Genomic DNA, 15,761 nt, shown 5'->3' on the forward strand with positions numbered 1-15,761 from the left:
GCGAGGACCACGGGGATGGCACGGAACCAGGCCAGCGCGGGGCATCTGTTGCAGCTCATCCGCAGCGGCGAGGCCACCACACGCGGCGAACTCCAGCAGGCGACCGGCCTGTCCCGCTCCACGGTGGGGCACCGGCTCGACCAGCTTTTCGGGGCGGGCTGGCTACGCGGCGCCGCGGGCACCTCCACCGGCGGACGGCCCTCCGCCCGGCTGGAGTTCGACCCGTCGCACGCGGTGGTCCTCGTGGCGGACCTGGAAACCCGGCACGCCCGCGTCGCGGTGCTCGACCTGGCCGGCACCGTCCTCGCCGAACACACCGGAGCCCTCGTCATCGCCGACGGCCCCGACATCGCCCTGGACCAGCTGGCGCGTTGGTTCGGCCCGCTGCTCGCCGAGGCGGGCGTGGGCGCCGAACGGGTCTGCGGCATCGGGCTTTCCGTGCCGGGGCCGGTCGACTGGGAGACCGCCCGCATCGTCCAGCCCCCGATCATGCCCGGGTGGGACGGCTTCCCCGTGCGGGAACGGCTGCGCGAGGCGTGGACCGAGCACATCGGTCCGATGCCGGCCTCGGGGCCGCTGCCCGTGTTCGTCGACAACGACGCCAACTTGATGGCCCTGGCCGAACAGCGGGCCGGCCACCCGGACTGCGGCGCGTTCGTCCTGGTCAAGGCGTCCACCGGGATCGGCGCCGGTGTCGTCATCAAGGGCGAGGTCTACCGCGGCATCGACGGCGGGGCGGGCGACATCGGCCACATCCGCCTGCACGACCGTCTCGACGCCCTGTGCATGTGCGGCTCCTACGGATGCCTCGCCGCCGTCGCCAGCGGCCGGTCCATCGCGGGCCAGCTCACCGCCGCCGGTGTACCCACCGCTTCGGGGTCCGACGTACGCGAACACCTCGCCGCCGGCCAGCCCGACGCGGTGAGGCTCGCCCGGGAGGCGGGGCAGCGGGTCGGCGAGGTCCTGGTCACGGTCGTCACCCTGCTCAACCCCGGCGTCCTGATGCTGAGCGGTGACCTCGCCGGTGCCCCCTTCCTCACCGGCGTACGCGAGCTCATCTACCAGCGCGCCATGCCCCGTACCACCGCCCACCTCAAGGTCGTCACCTCCGAGCTGGGCGACCGGGCCGCCCTGGCAGGAGCCGCCCGCATGGTGATCGATCACCTGTACGCCCCTGACCGCGCCGACACCCGCCTGGCGGCGCTCGCCAGGACCGCGGCCGGCGCCTGACACCGGCCGGGCACACCGGGCTGCGGCGACGTCCCGATGTGCCCCGGGGCCGAGCGCATCACACCCGCACCATCAACGGAGAGCAGCATGTCCAGCACCCCCCTCCTGCCGTCCACCTGGTCCCACGAGCCGGTCCGCGTCGGTCTCGTGGGCGCAGGCCCGTGGGCCCGCGCCATGCACGCGCGGATGCTGGCCGCCGGGCCCGAGACGGTGCTCGCAGGCGTCTGGGCCCGCCGCCCGGAAGCGGCGGCAGAGGTGGCCGCACCCTACGGAGCTCCGGTGACGGATTCCTTCGAGGAACTCCTCGACACGTGCGAGGCGGTCGCCTTCGCCGTACCGCCCGCCGTCCAGGCCACCCTGGCACCACGCGCCGCCGCCGCCGGCCGCGCGCTGCTTCTGGAGAAACCGCTGGGTGCCGACCTCGCCGCGGCACGCGCCGTCGCGGACGCCGTCGCCGAGCACGGCGTGATCTCCCAGCTCGTCCTCACCAAGCGATACCACCCGGTCACCCGTGCCTTCCTCACGGAGGCGGCCGGCCACCAGGTGACGGGGGCCAGGTCCTGCTATCTGCACGGGGCCTTCCTCGGCGGGGAGTTCGCCACCTCCTGGCGGTTGGAGCACGGCGCTCTGCTGGACCTCGGCCCGCACCTCCTCGACATCCTGGACACCGCTGTCGCGCCCATCGTCTCCGTACGGGCCACCGGCGACCCGCGCCGCTGGGTCGAGCTGACCTGCGAGCACGAGAACGGCGCCGTCAGCCAAGCCTCCCTCTCCGGATGCGTGCAGCTGCCCAGGGCGAGGACGCGGGTCGAACTCTTCGGTCCGGCGGAGGAATTGGTGTACGACACCGCGGGCATCGACCACGAGGAATGCTGGCCCGTCCTGCGACACGAGTTCGCCACCGCGGTCCGTACCGGCACCAGCACCGGCATCGACGCGGCGCACGGCCTGCACCTGCAAGAGCTCCTGGACATGGCAGCCCGCACGACCGGCTGAAACGCCGCGGGCGAACCGAAAGGCCATGGGCGTCCTCACCGCGGACGCCCGCCGGGATCGGGGCCGCCCGCCGGTCAGCCCGCCCTGCGGCTCACGCTGCGACAGTCGAGGTCGTGCCCGTCCGTTCGCACCGGGAGGCCTCGGCCCTCGCCCCGTACGTGAATCTCGCTCGGGGATGGAACCAGCAGGCGGACAAGGGCCGCAATCCGCGCTTCTACGACGTAGCTGCACCAGGTATGGGGCAACGGCGACCGGCGGCTGTTCCCGGTCCGCGACCCCACCCCCGTGGCGGCGCCGCACGCGAGCGTCGTCCGGGCCGGGACGGAACTCGTCGCCCCCCGCTCGGCGACCTACCGCCTCGCCTCCCCCTACGAGCTGCCGCGCGGCACGCCCTGCCCCACCGCGCTGCGCTGAGCGCTGGATCGCGGGGCGCGCCCGGAATGCCGTGCGAAGGTGGCGGGCGCCTGGTCTCTCCTCGGTGGTCACAGGCGCCGAACGGGCAAAATGGGGCTGCGCGCGCCTTTGCGGATTCGCATACTGGCGGTCTCCGACTTCCAGGATTCGAAGGGCCTTTCCCGCGTGCAGGCTGCCGTCACCGTCACCCCCGCCCAGATTCCCGAACTGCTGCTGGGGCTCGCCACCGTGCGGCCCGTGTTCCTGTGGGGTGCGCCCGGGATCGGCAAGTCGTCGCTCGTACGGAAGTTCGCCGAGTCCCTGGGGCTGGAGTGCGTCAGCCTGCTCGGGACGCAGCTCGCGCCGGAGGATCTCATCGGGGTGCCGCAGATCCGTGACGGGCGGTCCGTGTTCTGCCCGCCGGAGTCCATCGCCCGGGACGAGCCGTACTGCCTGTTCCTCGACGAGCTCAACGCGGCGACGCCCGATGTGCAGAAGGCCTTCTACTCGCTGATCCTCGACCGGCGCGTCGGGTCGTACGAGCTGCCCGCCGGTTCGATCGTCATCGGGGCCGGCAACCGTGCCACGGACAACGCGCTGGCGCGGCCCATCGCCTCCGCCCTGGTCAACCGGCTCACCCATGTCCACCTGCGGGCCTCGGCGGCGGACTGGCTGGTGTGGGCGGGCGAGAACGGGGTCCATCCGTGGGTGACGGACTACCTCGTCGACCGCCCGGACCACCTGTGGTCGCAGCCGCCCAAGACCGAGGAGCCGTTCTCCACGCCCCGCTCCTGGCACATGCTCTCGGACGCCCTGCACTCCTTCGGGCCGGAGATCGACGAGGAGACCCTGAAGGTCGTGGTGCACGGCACGCTGACACCCGCTCATGCCGTCTCCTTCTGCGGTTACGCGAAGATCGTCCGTCACTCCTTCGGCATCGAGGCGATCCTCAAGGGCGACGCCTCGTGGCCGGGGCGGCCCGAGGACCGCGACCTGCTGTACTACCTCGCCGACGCGTTCCGGCGGCGCCTGGTCAAGGAGCTGCCGCGCCGGAAGGAGCATGTCTCGCCGTCGTTGCGGCAGACCGCGTACCGGGCCAAGTCGCTGCTGGTCCAGCTCGCCGAGATCTCGGTGGAGGTCGCGCAGACCGTCATCGCGGACGACGCCGACGGGCTGCCCGTGCTGCCGGCGTGGTTCCTCGTGGACGCCGCGCGGGACATGCCCCGGCTGGTCGAGGCCCGGCGGTGAGCGGGTCCGGCAAGCGCGGGGGCGGCGGGAAGAAGACCGCCGATCCGGCCACCGAGGCCTTCGCCGCCGGGCTGGCGCTCGTCAAGCGCAGCCCGGCGTTCGCGGCGGTCGAGGCATCCGTGTGCCGCCAGGAGAAGTGCGCGGGGACGCCGGCCGGAGGTCTGGCCGCCGTCACCTCGAACGGCACCATCCACGTACATCCCACCAAACGGGCCGATCCGGCGGAGTGGGCGTGGGTGCTCGCCCACTGTCTGCTGCACCTCGGCTTCGGCCATGTGCCCGCCTCGGCGGACGAGTCGCGCGAACAGCCCGACCGCTTCGACGTCGCGGCACGCTGCGCGGTCGTCAACCGTTTCCTGGTGAGCCACCCGATGGGCCGGGCGCCCTTCGCCCTGCCGGAGTCGTTCCCGGGCGGCGACGAGGAGATGCTCGCCGCGCGGTGGCGCCGTGACGGCATCCCCGCCGCCCACGAGCACTGCGGCACCGCGGGCGAGCACCCCGACCAGGTGCTCACCACCTGGAACGCCTGGAACAACTCCGCGGTCCCGGACTGGGAGACCGCCTTCGCGCACGCGCTGACCCGCAGTGTGTCCGCCGCGATGGATGTGGCCGGCGGCCGCCGCGACCGGGTCACCGGTGAGCGCACGCCCCAGCGGCCCTGGGACCGTGCCCTGAACTGGTTCGTCTCCTCCTACCCCCTGCTGGGCGGGCTCGCCTCGGGTCTGCGGATCGTGGCCGACGCCGAGCTGGCCCGGACGCAGGGCATCTCCATCGCGGCGGTCAGTCCGGTCGCGGGCGAGATCTACGTCAACCCGTTGTGTGCGTTCACCGACGAGGAATGGCGCTTCGTCCTCGCGCACGAGATGCTGCACGCCGCGTTGCGGCACGGCGAACGCAGAGGGGGCCGGGACCCGTTCCTCTTCAACGTCGCCGCCGACTACGTCGTCAACGACTGGCTCGTGCAGATGCGTGTCGGCGACATGCCCGAAGGGCTGCTGTACGACCCGGAGCTGCGGGGCCTGTCCGCCGAGGAGGTGTACGACCGCATCGCGCACGACCTGCGCCGCCGCCGCAGGCTCGCGACGCTGCGGGGCAAGGGCGTGGGGGACATCCTCGGCGAGCCGCTGCCGCACGCCGGTGCCCGGCCGTACACCGATCTGGACGAGTTCTACCGGCGCGGGCTGGTACAGGGCCTCGATCTGCACCAGTACGGGGAGCGCGGCCTCCTGCCCGCCGGGCTGATCCAGGAGATCCGCGCCCTGGCGCACCCGCCCGTGCCGTGGGACGCGCGGCTGGCCCGCTGGTTCGACGAGTACGTTCCCCGGCCGGTGCCCGTACGTTCGTACGCGCGTCCGGCACGGCGACAGGCGTCGACCCCCGACATCCCGCGCGCCGGACGGTATGTCCCGCCCGAGGAGACGGCCCGCTGCACCTTCGGCGTCGTCCTGGACACCTCCGGCTCGATGAACAGCACCTTGCTCGGCAAGGCGCTCGGTGCCATCGCCTCGTACGCCGACGCCCGCGACGTGCCTGCGGCGCGCGTCGTCTTCTGCGACGCCGCCGCCTACGACGCCGGCTACCTGCCGCCCACCGAGATCGCCGGCCGGGTGCGGGTACGCGGCCGCGGCGGCACCGAACTCCAGCCCGGAGTCGACCTGTTGCAGCGGGCGGACGACTTCCCGCCGGGCGCGCCGGTGCTCGTCATCACCGACGGCTGGTGCGATGTCCTGCGGATCCGGCGCGAGCACGCCTACCTGATCCCGCAGGGCGCGTCGCTGCCGTTCACCCCGCGCGGTCCGGTCTTCCGGCTGACCTAGGGGGCGTCTTGCCGGGCTGGCCCAGGACCCGTCCAAGGAAGCCGCGCAGGTATCCCGCGACGACGTGCAGGTGGCTTTCCAGGAGGAAGTGACCGCCGTCGATCAGGTGCACTTCCGCGTCCTCGGCGTCGCGGGCGAAGGCCTGGGCGCCGGCCGGGCCGAAGATCTCGTCGTTGCGGCCCCATACGGCCAGTACCGGGACCCGGCTGGTGCGGAGGAATTCGTGCAGCGGCGGGTAGAGGGGGCGGTTGTTCCGGTAGTCGCGGAACAGGGCCAGCTGAACCTCGTCGTTGCCCGGGCGGGAGACCAGGGCGAAGTCGTGCTCCCAGGTGTCCGGGCTGACCAGGCTGGGGTCGGGTACGCCGTGCACGTACTGCCAGCGGATGGCGTCGTGGCTCAGCGCGACGCGGGCCGCGGGCTCGGTGTCGGGGCCGGGGTGTGCGCCGTAAGCCCAGACGTCGGTCCAGAACGCTTCGACGAAGCCGTCCTCGTAGCCGTTGCCGTTCTGGGTGACGAGGGCGGAGATCCGTTCGGGGTGCTTGAGCGCGAGGCGCCATCCGATGGGGGCGCCGTAGTCCTGGACGTAGAGGGCGTAGCGGTCCAGGCCGAGGTGGTCGAGGAGGTGGGAGGTGAGTTCGGCGAGGGCGTCGAAGGTGTAGGTGAACTCCGTCGCGAGGGGGGCGTCGGAGTGGCCGAAGCCGAGGTGGTCCGGCGCGATGACGTGGTAGCGGTCGGCGAGGAGCGGGATGAGTTCGCGGAACATGAACGAGCTGGTCGGGAAGCCGTGCAGGAGCACGATCGCGGGGGCGTCGGCGGGGCCCGCTTCGCGGTAGAAGATCTCGTGGCCGTCGATGGTGGCGGTCCGGTGGTGCACGGAGCCCATACCTAACCCCTTTGCATCATTGATGTGGTTAGTGCGTCGTGATGCAAGCATGCGGCGGGCGAGCTAACCTGTCAAACGAATCGATCCGGTTAGAGAGAACGGTGACCGATGGACATCCTGCTGGACCTGCTCAACAGCAGGCCCCTGGTCAACGGCGAGGAACAGGACGCCCTCCGCGACCCGGCGGAGGGCCGCCGCTGGGCGCGGGAACACGGCGGCGACGGCAGCCTCGCGGAACTGGCGCTGCTGCGCGAAACGCGGGACGTCCTGCGGGACGTCGTACGCGGGGACAGCGCCCCCGCCGCGTTGAGCCCGCTGCTCGAAGGCGTCCACCAGGTTCCGGAGATCACCTCCGACGGCCTGCGGTGGACGGTCAGGACTCCCCCGCACGCCCGACTGGCCGTCGAGGCCGTTCTCGCCTGGGCGGACGCCGAGGAGCGACTGCCCGGCCGGCTGCGCCCCTGTGCCAACGACGCGTGCCGGCTGTTCCTGCTCGACCGCAGCCGCGCCAACCGTGCCCGCTGGTGCTCGATGGCCGTCTGCGGCAACCGCGAGAAGGCCCGCCGCCACTACGAACGCACCCGCTGACCCGCCTCCGCGCGGCGTACGCGGCGGGGCGGATCGTAGGCTCGGGAGCATGGAGGACCAGACGGCCACCGGGATCAGCGCGCGTCCGGCGCCCGCGCTGCGCGAGTACGTCGACTCGTACGTCGGCTTCGACCTCCGCGGCCTTCCCGCGGGTGTGCACTGCGGACCTCCGGGCCGTGCGCTCACCGCGGTGATCAGCCTGTCGGATGCGCTGGAGGTGGCGGCGGGTGTGGACGAGGGGTCGCCGGTGGGCCGGTTCGGCAGTGTGGCCGGTGGTCTGCTCTGCCGGTCCGTCGCGATCCACCACGACGGGCGGCAGCGGGGTGTTCAGATTGCGCTGACGCCGCTCGGGGCCCGGGCCGTCTACGGAGTGCCCGCCGCCGAGCTCGCGCACCGGCTGGTCCCGCTCGACGAGCTACTGGGAGTGGTCGCCGTCGAGTTGGTCGAGCGGCTCCGAGCGGCGCGGACCTGGGCGGCGCGGTTCGCCGTGCTGGACGAATCGCTGCTGCGGGTCGTCGGGCCCGTGCGCGGGGTGCGGCCCGAGGTGGCCGAAGCATGGCGGCGCCTGGTCGCCGCGCGGGGGTGCGTCCGGGTGGGTGCGGTCGCCGCGGACCTCGGCTGGAGCCGCCGGTATCTCACCGAGCGGTTCCGCGGCGAGGTGGGCCTCTCGCCGAAGACCGTCGCCCGGGTCCTGCGCTTCGAGCACGCGCACGAACTGGCGGCGGCGCGGGACCCGCTCCCGTGGGGCGAGGTGGCAGCCCACTCCGGCTATGCCGACCAGGCCCATCTCGTACGGGAATGGCGCGAGTTCACGGGCCGGTCGCCGACGGCCTGGCGTCGCGGCGAGGTCCTTCTCGGGGCCGGGTAGCCCCGCCGGCGGCCCTTCCCATTTCTTCAAGACCGTCCGATCGCCGTCGTGGACGATCGTCGGCATGAGACTCGTCGACCACGAACGCCACGCCCCTGCCACAGATCTGCGGACCACCCCCGTGCACCTCGGGCTGGGATCGAGCGCGAAACCCGTCGAGGGCTTCGCCTGGGATCCGGAGGTGCTTCACGGGCGCCGCACGGAGGAGGCGTCGTGACGACTCGCCTCGCGTGCCTCGGCGACAGCCTGACCCGGGCGCAGTTCAGCGTGGACTACCTGGGTCTGCTCGGACGACGACGGCCTGTGGGTGATGTGCGGCTCGCCCGTTTCGGTGTCAACGGGGACTTCGCGTACAACCTCCTGCAGCGGCTCGACGCCGTCGTCGCGGACCCGCCCGATGCGATCACCGTGTTGATCGGGACCAACGACGCCCGTGCGAGCCTGGCCGGCTATCCCGTCGAGCGGGCCATGAAGCGCAAGAAGCTCCCCCGGCGCCCGTCGGCCGACTGGTTCCAGCAGTGCCTGGGGGACGTCGTGGCGAGGTTGCGGGCGGAGACCGACGCGGCGATCGCTCTGTTGTCGCTGCCGGTACTCGGCCAGCGGCTCGACGGGGCGGCGGCACATGCCTCGTTGGCGTACAGCCGGATGATCGCGGAGGTCGCCGCCACCAGCGGGGTGCCCTGCCTTCCGCTCCACGAACGCCAGACCGAGGAGCTGCGCGAAGCGAAGCCGGCGCCGCTCCCCTACCGGGAGGTGACACCCGCGGCGGCCATCGGCGTGCTCGCCGAGCACGCGGTGTTGCGCCGCAGCCTCGACGCGATCTCGCGGCGGCGGGGGCTCGTGCTCACGACCGACCACGTCCATCAGAACAGCCGCGGCGCCGCGCTCGTCGCCGAGGTCATCGAGGCCGGTGTGCTGACCCGGAGCACGTAGCCGGCTCCGCCTCCCTCCGGGCATCGCTGTGACGGCGTGGAACTCTGGGAGAGTGCCACGCCGTCTGTGCTCCGCGTCGGCCTTCCGTGACGCCGGCGCGGAATGCCGTTCCGGCACCGCCAGGTGCGTGACCCCGGCGCGGCCGGTGTGAGTGACCGGGCCCGTTCGCGGAGTCCAGCAACGTGATCGAGGGGTTCGACATCCGGGAGTGCACGGACGGGGGCACCGCACGGTCTCTGGATGGAGTACGAAGAATCGTTACGCCAGACTCCGCGCGGGTGATTCCGCGCATCCGGGGGCCCGGCTCAGGGGATGGACCTGCGGGTTCGGCAGCTCGCCGCGGCCCGGCGTCGGGGCGGCCGCGCGTGCCCCGGATCGGCACGGGTGTATTCGACATGGGTTTCATGAGGCTTCGTCAGGGTGCGGCCGCCGCGTTCGGCGCGCTCGCTCTCCTCGGCGCGCAGTCGGGGTCCGCGAGCGCCGCCGAGGGGGACTTCTCCTACACGTACGCCGGGCTCGATGGCATGCCGCGCACGGTCACCCTGCACGAACCCCCGAGCCCCGGCTGCGTCACGCTTCCCGAGGTCGCCGACACCCGCGCCTCCGAGCCCGCTTTCGCCCCGCAGAACGAGACCGACGAGTGGGTCATGGTGTTCACCGGGCCCGACTGCACCGGTGACTCCTGGACCTTGGGGCCGCACGGAAGACCCACGACGGAACGGCTCAAGTTGCGCTCGGTGTACCTGACCGGGCGCCACTGACGCGTCAGCCGGTGATGAGCGGCAGCCGCGCCGCCCAGGTCCGCCGTCCGTGGGGACCACGTCCTGCGGGCGGACCCGGGCGGCCGGCGAGCGGGCAGCGTCTTTTATCCCTCGATGTCCCGCACTGTCAACTCCTCTTTACCGTGGGCGAGTCGGCGTCCTAGGCTCGCCCCGTGACGCACATGAGCTGGTCGGAGCTGCTGCAGCTGGGCACGGCGGACCCCACCTTGACCTTCGCCCGCGAGAAGTGGACCCAGCCGGGGAAGTTCGTCTGGGTGGCCCCCCGGGAAACCGTCACGGCGCCGACGGGAGCGCAGTACCCGCTCTGCGTCACGGTGTACTTCAAGGACGCCGACAACATCGTCAAGCCCTACCAGCCGAGCATGGACGGGATGACGGAGGCCGACGACTGGTACGTCGGTGTCTCGGGCCGGCCACCCGTGGAACGGTAGCGCGTAGCGCGAACCGTTAGCCCGTTACCAGGGGACTTCTCCTTCGTCGTCGAAGAAGCGGCCCGTCGGCCCGTCGTCCGGCACAGTGGCCAGCTGGATCGCGGCGGCCGCACCCTGCTGAGGGGTACGCACCCCCCGGAACGCGTTGAGGTCGGTCGCGGTGAAGCCGGGGCAGACCGCGTTGATCAGGACGCGGGTCCCGGCCAGCTCCTTCGCGTACTGCACGGTGACGGCGTTCAGGAAGGTCTTGGACGGCGCGTACGCGACGGAGATCGGGCCGGTCTCGGCGCCCGGGGTCGTCTGTAGCGTGAGGGAGCCGACGCTGCTGGACACGTTCACGATCCTCGGGGACGGCGAGCGGCGCAGCAGCGGCAGCAGGGCGTTGGTGACGCGGATGACACCGATCACGTTGGTCTCCACGGCTGCCCGTACCCGGTCCACGTCGACGGTGGTGGGCTCCTGCGGGCCGCCGCCGGTGATGCCGGCGTTGTTGACGAGCGCGTCGAGGCGCCCGGTGCGCTCCTCGATCAGCCGGGCCGCCGCGGTCACGCTCGCGTCGTCGGTCACGTCCAGCGGTACGCCGAACGCGTCGGCGCCCGCCGCGCGCAGTTTGTCCACGGCGGCCTCGCGCCGCTCCTCGTCCCTCGCTCCGACCCCGACGGCCCAGCCGAGGGCACCTAGTCCGGCGGCGATCTCGTAGCCGATGCCCTTGTTCGCTCCGGTGACCAGGGCGACCTTGGGGTGGTTCTCGGTGTTCGTTTCAGTCATGACATCGATCCTTCTCCCCCGGTGACAGTGTGTCCAAGACCGACCGGGTGGGCGGCGATACCGCACGGGTATCGCCGCTGGCCGGCCCGGCTAGGCTGGCGGGGTGGAGACACGTGAGTTGCGGTATTTCGTCGCCGTGGCAGAAGAGCTGCACTTCGGCCGAGCCGCACGCCGGCTCGGGATCGCCCAGCCCCCGCTGTCCCGGGCGATCAGCGGGCTGGAACGACGCCTGGGCGCCGTGCTGCTGGAGCGCGGCAGTCGGGGCGTCGCCCTGACCGGTGCGGGGGCGGTGCTGCTCCAGGAGGCACGCGTCGCGCTGGACGCCGTGGAAGCCGCGGAGCGACGCACCCGCCGCGCCGCCCTCGCGGACGGCCGGCCCGCCGTGGTCCTGGCCGCGAAAGCGGGCGCCTCCAGCGAACTGCTGGCGAAACTCCTTGACGCCTACGCCGCCCAGCCCGGCGCCATCGCCGTGGACGTGGTGCTGTGCAGGCCGGGCGAGCAGGCGGCGGTGCTTCCTACGGGCCAGGCCGACGTGGCCCTGCTGCACCGGCCGTTCGACGACACGACCGGCTTCGATACCGAGGACCTGTACACCGAGAGCCAGGTCGTGATCCTCCCGGCCGGTCACCCCCTCAGCACCCGCCCCCGCCTACGGCTCGCCGAGGTCAGCGGCCTTTCCGACCTCCCGCTGCCCCGCTGGCCCCGACCCGACGGCACGTTCCCCGACGGCCCCGGGCCGCAGGTGCGCGACCACACGCAACTCACCCAGCTCATCGCCCTCGGCCGGGCCTGCGCGGTCGTACCGGAGTCGGGCCGCAGCGGCCTGGGCAACGGCCTCGCAGCCGTGCCGGTCCCCGACGCGCCGCACGTCACCACGGTCATCGCATGGCCTCCGCACAGCCGCTCGACGGCGGTCGCGGGGCTGGTGCGCGCGGCCACCGCCCTGTAGCCGACAGCGACGAACTCACGGACTGCGGTTCGGGCGTCAGCTCGTGGCCACGTCGTGCTGCGCGAAGTCCGGCAGCTCGGCGGAGAGCAGTTCATCGGCGCCGTGGTCGAGGAGGTGCTGCATCTCGGTGGACCGGGGCAGCATCGACTTCTCGTAGGCACGAAGGGCGTCGTCGACGGTTTCGTGCTGTACGAGGGCGAGTGCGAGTTCGCAGGCGTCCAGCATGGCGAGGTTGACGCCGACGCCGAGCGGGGGCATGAGGTGTGCGGCATCGCCCAGGAGCGTGACCGTGGGCTGGTGGTCCCAGGTGTGCGGGACGGGCAGGGCGTGGATGGGGCGGTCGACGTACCGGCCGTCGTTGTCGGTGAGCAGCCGGCGCAGGCTCGGTGCCCAGTCACGGTAGCGCTCCAGCAGCAGGGACCGTACGGCGGTGGTGTCTTCGATGGTCAGGCCGGCCGCGGTGATCCAGTCCACGGGGACGCGCTGGATGATGTAGACGCGGATGTGGTCGCCGCTGTTGCGCTGGGCGAACAGGCCGCGCTCACCGTCGGCGGCCGCGGCACCGCCCTGGCCGACGATTCCGGCGATCTCGGGGTGCTTGTTCTCCACGTCGTGGAACCAGGCTTCGAGGAAGCTGATCCCGGTGTACTCGGGGGTGGCGGCGGACAGGGCGCGGCGGACCTTGGACCAGGCGCCGTCTGCGCCGATCACCAAGTCGGCCTCGATGACGGTGCCGTCGGCGAAGCGCAGCAGGCGTGGACTGGTTGCGGGGCCTTCGACGGAACGCAGGGTGTGGCCCCAGCGCACCGTCCCGGGCTTCAGGGAGTCGAGGAGCAGCTCACGCAGCGTGCCACGGTCGATCTCGGGCTTGAAACGTTCGCCCTCGTCGGGAGTGTGGTGGAAGAGGAGGGTGCCGGTGGCGGCGTCCATCTGGCGCATCTCCTGGCCCTCGGGCCGGGACAGGCGGAAGAAGTCGTCCAGCAGTCCGGCTTCGCGCAGGGCGATCTGCCCGTTGTCCTCGTGCAGGTCGAGTGTGCCGCCCTGGTCGCGTGCGGCGGGGCCGGACTCGTGGTCGTAGATCGTGGCGGCGATGCCGTGTCGTTGCAGGATGCGGGCGCAGGTCAGGCCGCCGGGTCCGGCGCCGATGATCGCGATGCGCGGGGTGGGAGTGGTGATCATGGTGGGGCTCCGTTCGTGGTGTGCGGGAGTGCGGCGGGTGACGCCGAGCAGCACCCGGCGGACGTTCCCGGGGACGGTCGTCGGCTCCGCGGAGGGGTCTGGGGACATGCCGAATCACCCCTCCGGGGGTTGAACGGTCAATGGGCTGAAGCGGGGGGTGCAGGACTCGTCCACCGCCGCTCCAGAAAAGCACAACAGCTCAATATGTGCAACGGTTCAACTTTTGGAGCTGGGCAACCGAGGGGTAGTCTTGCGCCATGACCCATACCGAGACCGGCCACGCACCGATGGGCCGTCGCGAACGCAAGAAGGCCGCCACACGCCAGGCCATCGCGGACGCCGCCCTGCGCCTGTTCTTGGAACGCGGCTACGACGACGTCGGCATCCGTGAGATCGCGGACGCCGCCGACGTGTCCACCACCACGTTGTTCAAGCACTTTCCGGTCAAGGAGGCGCTTGTCTTCGACGAGGACGCCGATCACAAGGCGCGGCTGCTGGCGGCCGTGCGCGAGCGGGCCGAGGGCCAGTCGATTCCCGCGGCGTTGCGCGAGCACGCGCTGCGGTACCGCATGGCCACAGCCACCGGCGACCCCCGCTTCGCCGACTTCTTCCACCTGGTCAACAGCACTCCGGCGCTCCGCGACTACCAGCAGGGCACGTGGCTGCGCCATGCCGATGCCCTCGCGGCGGTCATCGCCGAGGAGAGCGGTCTGCCGTCCGACGACCCCGCGTGTGCGGCCCTGGCCCACTTCGCCCTCGAATCACTCCGCGCGGCCCGCGGGCACGACGATCCCCGCCAAGTCGTCACGCGCGCCTTCGATCTGCTCGAATACGGCTGGTCCTCCCTCCCCGCGTCCGGGTGACCCGCGCGCGACGGGTGCCGAAGCAGGGATCGGCGGTCCCCGGATAACCGCGGCCTTCATCCGGATCCCGGGGCGCGCGATCGTTTGAGGAGCAGGCGGCGGACCGGTCGGTTCGCCCGCACCTCGACCCGAACGGAGCCACCCATGACCCGCATCGCCCTGATCACCGGCGCCAACCGGGGCCTCGGCCGCAGCACCGCCCTGCACCTCGCCGAGGCCGGCACGGATCTGATCCTCACCTACCGCTCGCACGCCGACGAGGCCGAGGCCGTCGTGGAGGCTGCCAGGAAGCTGGGCCGTACGGCGGTCGCTCTGCGCCTGGACACCGGGAACACCGCCGAGATCCCCGCCTTCACCGAACAGGTCCGTCAGGCCCTGGCCCGCGAGTGGGACCGAGACGACCTCGACATCCTCGTCAACAACGCGGGCCACGGAGTGCACGCGCCGTTCGAGGAGACCACCGAGGAGCAGTTCGACGGGCTGATGGACGTCCACGTCAAGGGCGTCTTCTTCCTCACCCAGGCCCTGCTGCCCCTGATCAAGGACGGTGGCCGCATCCTCAACGTCTCCACCGGCCTGACCCGCTTCATCGCCGCACCGACCGCCGCTTACGCCGCGGCCAAGGGAGCCGTGGAGGTCCTCACCCGCTACCTCGCCAAGGAGCTGGGGCCGCGCGGCATCGCGGTCAACGCCCTCGCACCGGGTGCCACCGGCACCGACTTCGGCGGCGGCGGGGTCCGCGACAACGAGGACATGCGCTCCATGCTGAGCGGCGTCACCGCGATGGGCCGCCCCGGCGAGCCCGACGACATCGGCGCCGCCGCTGCCGCACTGCTCGGCGAGGGCACCACCTGGATCACCGGGCAGCGCGTCGAGGCGTCGGGCGGCATGCTGCTCTGAAGGACCCGGCCCGCCCGGGGACCGTACACCCGCACCACCATGCCCCGGATGTCAGCCACCGGGGCCCCGAGGGAGACTGGAACCGTGGACCGAGCCCAACTCGCGGACTTCCTGCGCACCCGGCGCGAAGCCCTGCAGCCGGAGGACGTGGGCCTGCCCCGCGGGCCGCGCCGCCGCACCCGCGGTCTGCGCCGGGAAGAAGCCGCGGCGCTGAGCGGTATGTCGACCGACTACTACGGCCGGCTGGAGCAGCAGCGCGGGCCGCAGCCCTCGGAGCCGATGCTCGCCGCCATCGCCCGCGGTCTGCGCCTCTCCCTCGCCGAACGTGATCACCTGTTCCGTATCGCCGGGCACAACACCCCCTCCCGCCCCGGCAGCCTGCGCTCCGACCACATCACGCCCGGCCTGATGCGCATCCTGGGGCGGCTGGACGACACCCCGGCACAGGTCGTCAGCGATGTGGCGGAGACCCTGGCCCAGACACCGGCGGCCACCGCGCTCCTCGGCGACCAGACGCGATTCACCGGTCCTGAACGCAGCCTGACCTACCGCTGGTTCACCGATCCCGCCGCCCGGCTGCTGTACCCGGAGCAGGACCACCCGCTGCACAGCCGCTACTTCACCTCCGGCCTGCGCGCCGCCTACTCACGGCAGGGCTCGGGCGGCCGCGCCGAGCAGTTGCGCGACCTCCTGCTGGACCGCAGTGCGGAGTTCGCCGCGCTGTGGAGCGCGCATGAGATCGACGTCCCGCGCGTGGATCCCAAGCTGGTGCGCCACCCCGAACTGGGCGTCCTCACCCTCCAGTGCCAGGTTCTGCTGGACCCGGAACAGAACCAGGCGCTGCTGGTGTACACCGCCACGCCGGGGTCGGCGGACGACGAGAAGCTGCGGCTGCTGCCGGTGCTGGGAGCGCGCATGGCGGGCACCTGACGG

General features: G+C 72.2%; 16 protein-coding genes and 2 pseudogenes. 15 read left to right on the forward strand and 3 right to left on the reverse strand.

What is annotated here, in order from left to right; translation table 11 throughout:
• Positions 1-15 precede the first annotated feature (15 nt).
• The 5 genes and pseudogenes from ACFZAT_RS20780 (at position 16) to ACFZAT_RS20800 (ending at position 5,684) form a co-directional block, all read left to right on the forward strand.
• The gene (locus ACFZAT_RS20780) at positions 16-1,230 is read left to right on the forward strand and encodes an ROK family protein (protein ID WP_391265695.1); all 1,215 of its coding nucleotides are present in this window, start codon (positions 16-18) and stop codon (positions 1,228-1,230) included.
• 87 nt (positions 1,231-1,317) lie between these two features.
• A complete protein-coding gene (locus ACFZAT_RS20785) occupies positions 1,318-2,226 on the forward strand; it encodes a Gfo/Idh/MocA family oxidoreductase (protein ID WP_391265696.1) in 909 nt (302 codons plus the stop codon).
• An 89-nt stretch (positions 2,227-2,315) separates the two neighbouring features.
• A pseudogene (locus tag ACFZAT_RS20790) lies at positions 2,316-2,640 on the forward strand (hypothetical protein); the annotation flags it as partial.
• Positions 2,641-2,805: 165 nt separating this feature from the next.
• The gene (locus tag ACFZAT_RS20795) at positions 2,806-3,867 is read left to right on the forward strand and encodes an AAA family ATPase (protein ID WP_391265697.1); all 1,062 of its coding nucleotides are present in this window, start codon (positions 2,806-2,808) and stop codon (positions 3,865-3,867) included.
• Complete coding sequence (locus ACFZAT_RS20800) at positions 3,864-5,684, forward strand: hypothetical protein (protein ID WP_391265698.1); 1,821 nt, start codon at positions 3,864-3,866, stop codon at positions 5,682-5,684. Before ACFZAT_RS20795 ends, ACFZAT_RS20800 begins: the two co-directional genes overlap by 4 nt.
• On the opposite strand, the gene ACFZAT_RS20805 is transcribed toward ACFZAT_RS20800, so the two are convergent.
• Positions 5,650-6,567 carry an alpha/beta fold hydrolase gene (locus ACFZAT_RS20805; protein WP_391265699.1) on the reverse strand — a complete coding sequence of 306 codons (918 nt, stop codon included), beginning with the start codon at positions 6,565-6,567 and terminating at the stop codon, positions 5,650-5,652. The two genes, ACFZAT_RS20800 and ACFZAT_RS20805, sit on opposite strands and share 35 nt — an antisense overlap.
• Positions 6,568-6,675: 108 nt before the next feature.
• On the opposite strand from ACFZAT_RS20805, the gene ACFZAT_RS20810 reads away from it, so the two are divergent.
• The 6 genes and pseudogenes from ACFZAT_RS20810 to ACFZAT_RS20835 all read left to right on the forward strand — a co-directional run bounded on the left by ACFZAT_RS20810 (position 6,676) and on the right by ACFZAT_RS20835 (position 10,169).
• Entirely contained in the window at positions 6,676-7,155 is a 480-nt protein-coding gene (locus ACFZAT_RS20810; protein ID WP_391265700.1) for a CGNR zinc finger domain-containing protein, read from the forward strand.
• A 49-nt stretch (positions 7,156-7,204) separates the two neighbouring features.
• Positions 7,205-8,023, forward strand: a complete 819-nt coding sequence (locus tag ACFZAT_RS20815; protein ID WP_391265701.1) for a helix-turn-helix domain-containing protein — start codon at positions 7,205-7,207, stop codon at positions 8,021-8,023.
• Positions 8,024-8,087: 64 nt separating this feature from the next.
• A pseudogene (locus ACFZAT_RS20820) lies at positions 8,088-8,210 on the forward strand (cupin domain-containing protein); the annotation flags it as partial.
• A gap of 26 nt (positions 8,211-8,236) precedes the next feature.
• Positions 8,237-8,956, forward strand: coding sequence for a GDSL-type esterase/lipase family protein (locus ACFZAT_RS20825; protein WP_391265702.1), 720 nt, complete (start codon positions 8,237-8,239; stop codon positions 8,954-8,956).
• Positions 8,957-9,360: 404 nt separating this feature from the next.
• Positions 9,361-9,717 carry a hypothetical protein gene (locus tag ACFZAT_RS20830; RefSeq protein ID WP_391265703.1) on the forward strand — a complete coding sequence of 119 codons (357 nt, stop codon included), beginning with the start codon at positions 9,361-9,363 and terminating at the stop codon, positions 9,715-9,717.
• Positions 9,718-9,899: 182 nt separating this feature from the next.
• Positions 9,900-10,169: a hypothetical protein gene (locus ACFZAT_RS20835; protein WP_391266032.1), complete on the forward strand. Its 270-nt coding sequence runs from the start codon at positions 9,900-9,902 to the stop codon at positions 10,167-10,169.
• 24 nt (positions 10,170-10,193) lie between these two features.
• On the opposite strand, the gene ACFZAT_RS20840 is transcribed toward ACFZAT_RS20835, so the two are convergent.
• On the reverse strand, positions 10,194-10,937 hold the full coding sequence (locus ACFZAT_RS20840; RefSeq protein ID WP_391265704.1) for an SDR family NAD(P)-dependent oxidoreductase: 744 nt from the start codon (positions 10,935-10,937) through the stop codon (positions 10,194-10,196).
• Between the two features lie 103 nt (positions 10,938-11,040).
• Between ACFZAT_RS20840 and ACFZAT_RS20845 the strand changes: the two genes are divergently transcribed.
• Positions 11,041-11,886, forward strand: a complete 846-nt coding sequence (locus ACFZAT_RS20845) for a LysR family transcriptional regulator (RefSeq protein ID WP_391265705.1) — start codon at positions 11,041-11,043, stop codon at positions 11,884-11,886.
• Between the two features lie 36 nt (positions 11,887-11,922).
• Here the strand turns inward: ACFZAT_RS20845 and ACFZAT_RS20850 are convergent, their stop codons facing one another.
• Positions 11,923-13,065 (reverse strand): FAD-dependent monooxygenase, encoded by a 1,143-nt coding sequence (locus tag ACFZAT_RS20850; protein ID WP_391266036.1) that lies wholly within the window; start codon positions 13,063-13,065, stop codon positions 11,923-11,925.
• Positions 13,066-13,322: 257 nt separating this feature from the next.
• Here ACFZAT_RS20850 and ACFZAT_RS20855 point away from each other — a divergent pair, with 257 nt between their 5' ends.
• From ACFZAT_RS20855 to ACFZAT_RS20865, 3 genes are all read left to right on the forward strand, one after another.
• Positions 13,323-13,928, forward strand: a complete 606-nt coding sequence (locus ACFZAT_RS20855; RefSeq protein WP_391265706.1) for a TetR family transcriptional regulator — start codon at positions 13,323-13,325, stop codon at positions 13,926-13,928.
• A 144-nt stretch (positions 13,929-14,072) separates the two neighbouring features.
• A complete protein-coding gene (locus tag ACFZAT_RS20860) occupies positions 14,073-14,828 on the forward strand; it encodes an SDR family oxidoreductase (protein ID WP_391265707.1) in 756 nt (251 codons plus the stop codon).
• Between the two features lie 84 nt (positions 14,829-14,912).
• Positions 14,913-15,758, forward strand: a complete 846-nt coding sequence (locus ACFZAT_RS20865; RefSeq protein WP_391265708.1) for a helix-turn-helix domain-containing protein — start codon at positions 14,913-14,915, stop codon at positions 15,756-15,758.
• Positions 15,759-15,761: the final 3 nt, after the last annotated feature.

Source organism: Streptomyces sp. NPDC008163, assembly GCF_042956885.1.
Taxonomy (GTDB): Bacteria; Actinomycetota; Actinomycetes; order Streptomycetales; family Streptomycetaceae; genus Streptomyces; species Streptomyces drozdowiczii_A.

Bases quoted from the DNA above. Each gene is read 5' to 3' on its own strand.
- ACFZAT_RS20780 (WP_391265695.1), top strand. From the start codon at position 16: ATGGCACGGAACCAGGCCAGCGCGGGGCATCTGTTGCAGCTCATCCGC.
- ACFZAT_RS20785 (WP_391265696.1), top strand. From the start codon at position 1,318: ATGTCCAGCACCCCCCTCCTGCCGTCCACCTGGTCCCACGAGCCGGTC.
- ACFZAT_RS20805 (WP_391265699.1), bottom strand. From the start codon at position 6,567: ATGGGCTCCGTGCACCACCGGACCGCCACCATCGACGGCCACGAGATC.
- ACFZAT_RS20810 (WP_391265700.1), top strand. From the start codon at position 6,676: ATGGACATCCTGCTGGACCTGCTCAACAGCAGGCCCCTGGTCAACGGC.
- ACFZAT_RS20815 (WP_391265701.1), top strand. From the start codon at position 7,205: ATGGAGGACCAGACGGCCACCGGGATCAGCGCGCGTCCGGCGCCCGCG.
- ACFZAT_RS20830 (WP_391265703.1), top strand. From the start codon at position 9,361: ATGAGGCTTCGTCAGGGTGCGGCCGCCGCGTTCGGCGCGCTCGCTCTC.
- ACFZAT_RS20835 (WP_391266032.1), top strand. From the start codon at position 9,900: ATGAGCTGGTCGGAGCTGCTGCAGCTGGGCACGGCGGACCCCACCTTG.
- ACFZAT_RS20840 (WP_391265704.1), bottom strand. From the start codon at position 10,937: ATGACTGAAACGAACACCGAGAACCACCCCAAGGTCGCCCTGGTCACC.
- ACFZAT_RS20850 (WP_391266036.1), bottom strand. From the start codon at position 13,065: ATGATCACCACTCCCACCCCGCGCATCGCGATCATCGGCGCCGGACCC.
- ACFZAT_RS20855 (WP_391265706.1), top strand. From the start codon at position 13,323: ATGACCCATACCGAGACCGGCCACGCACCGATGGGCCGTCGCGAACGC.
- ACFZAT_RS20860 (WP_391265707.1), top strand. From the start codon at position 14,073: ATGACCCGCATCGCCCTGATCACCGGCGCCAACCGGGGCCTCGGCCGC.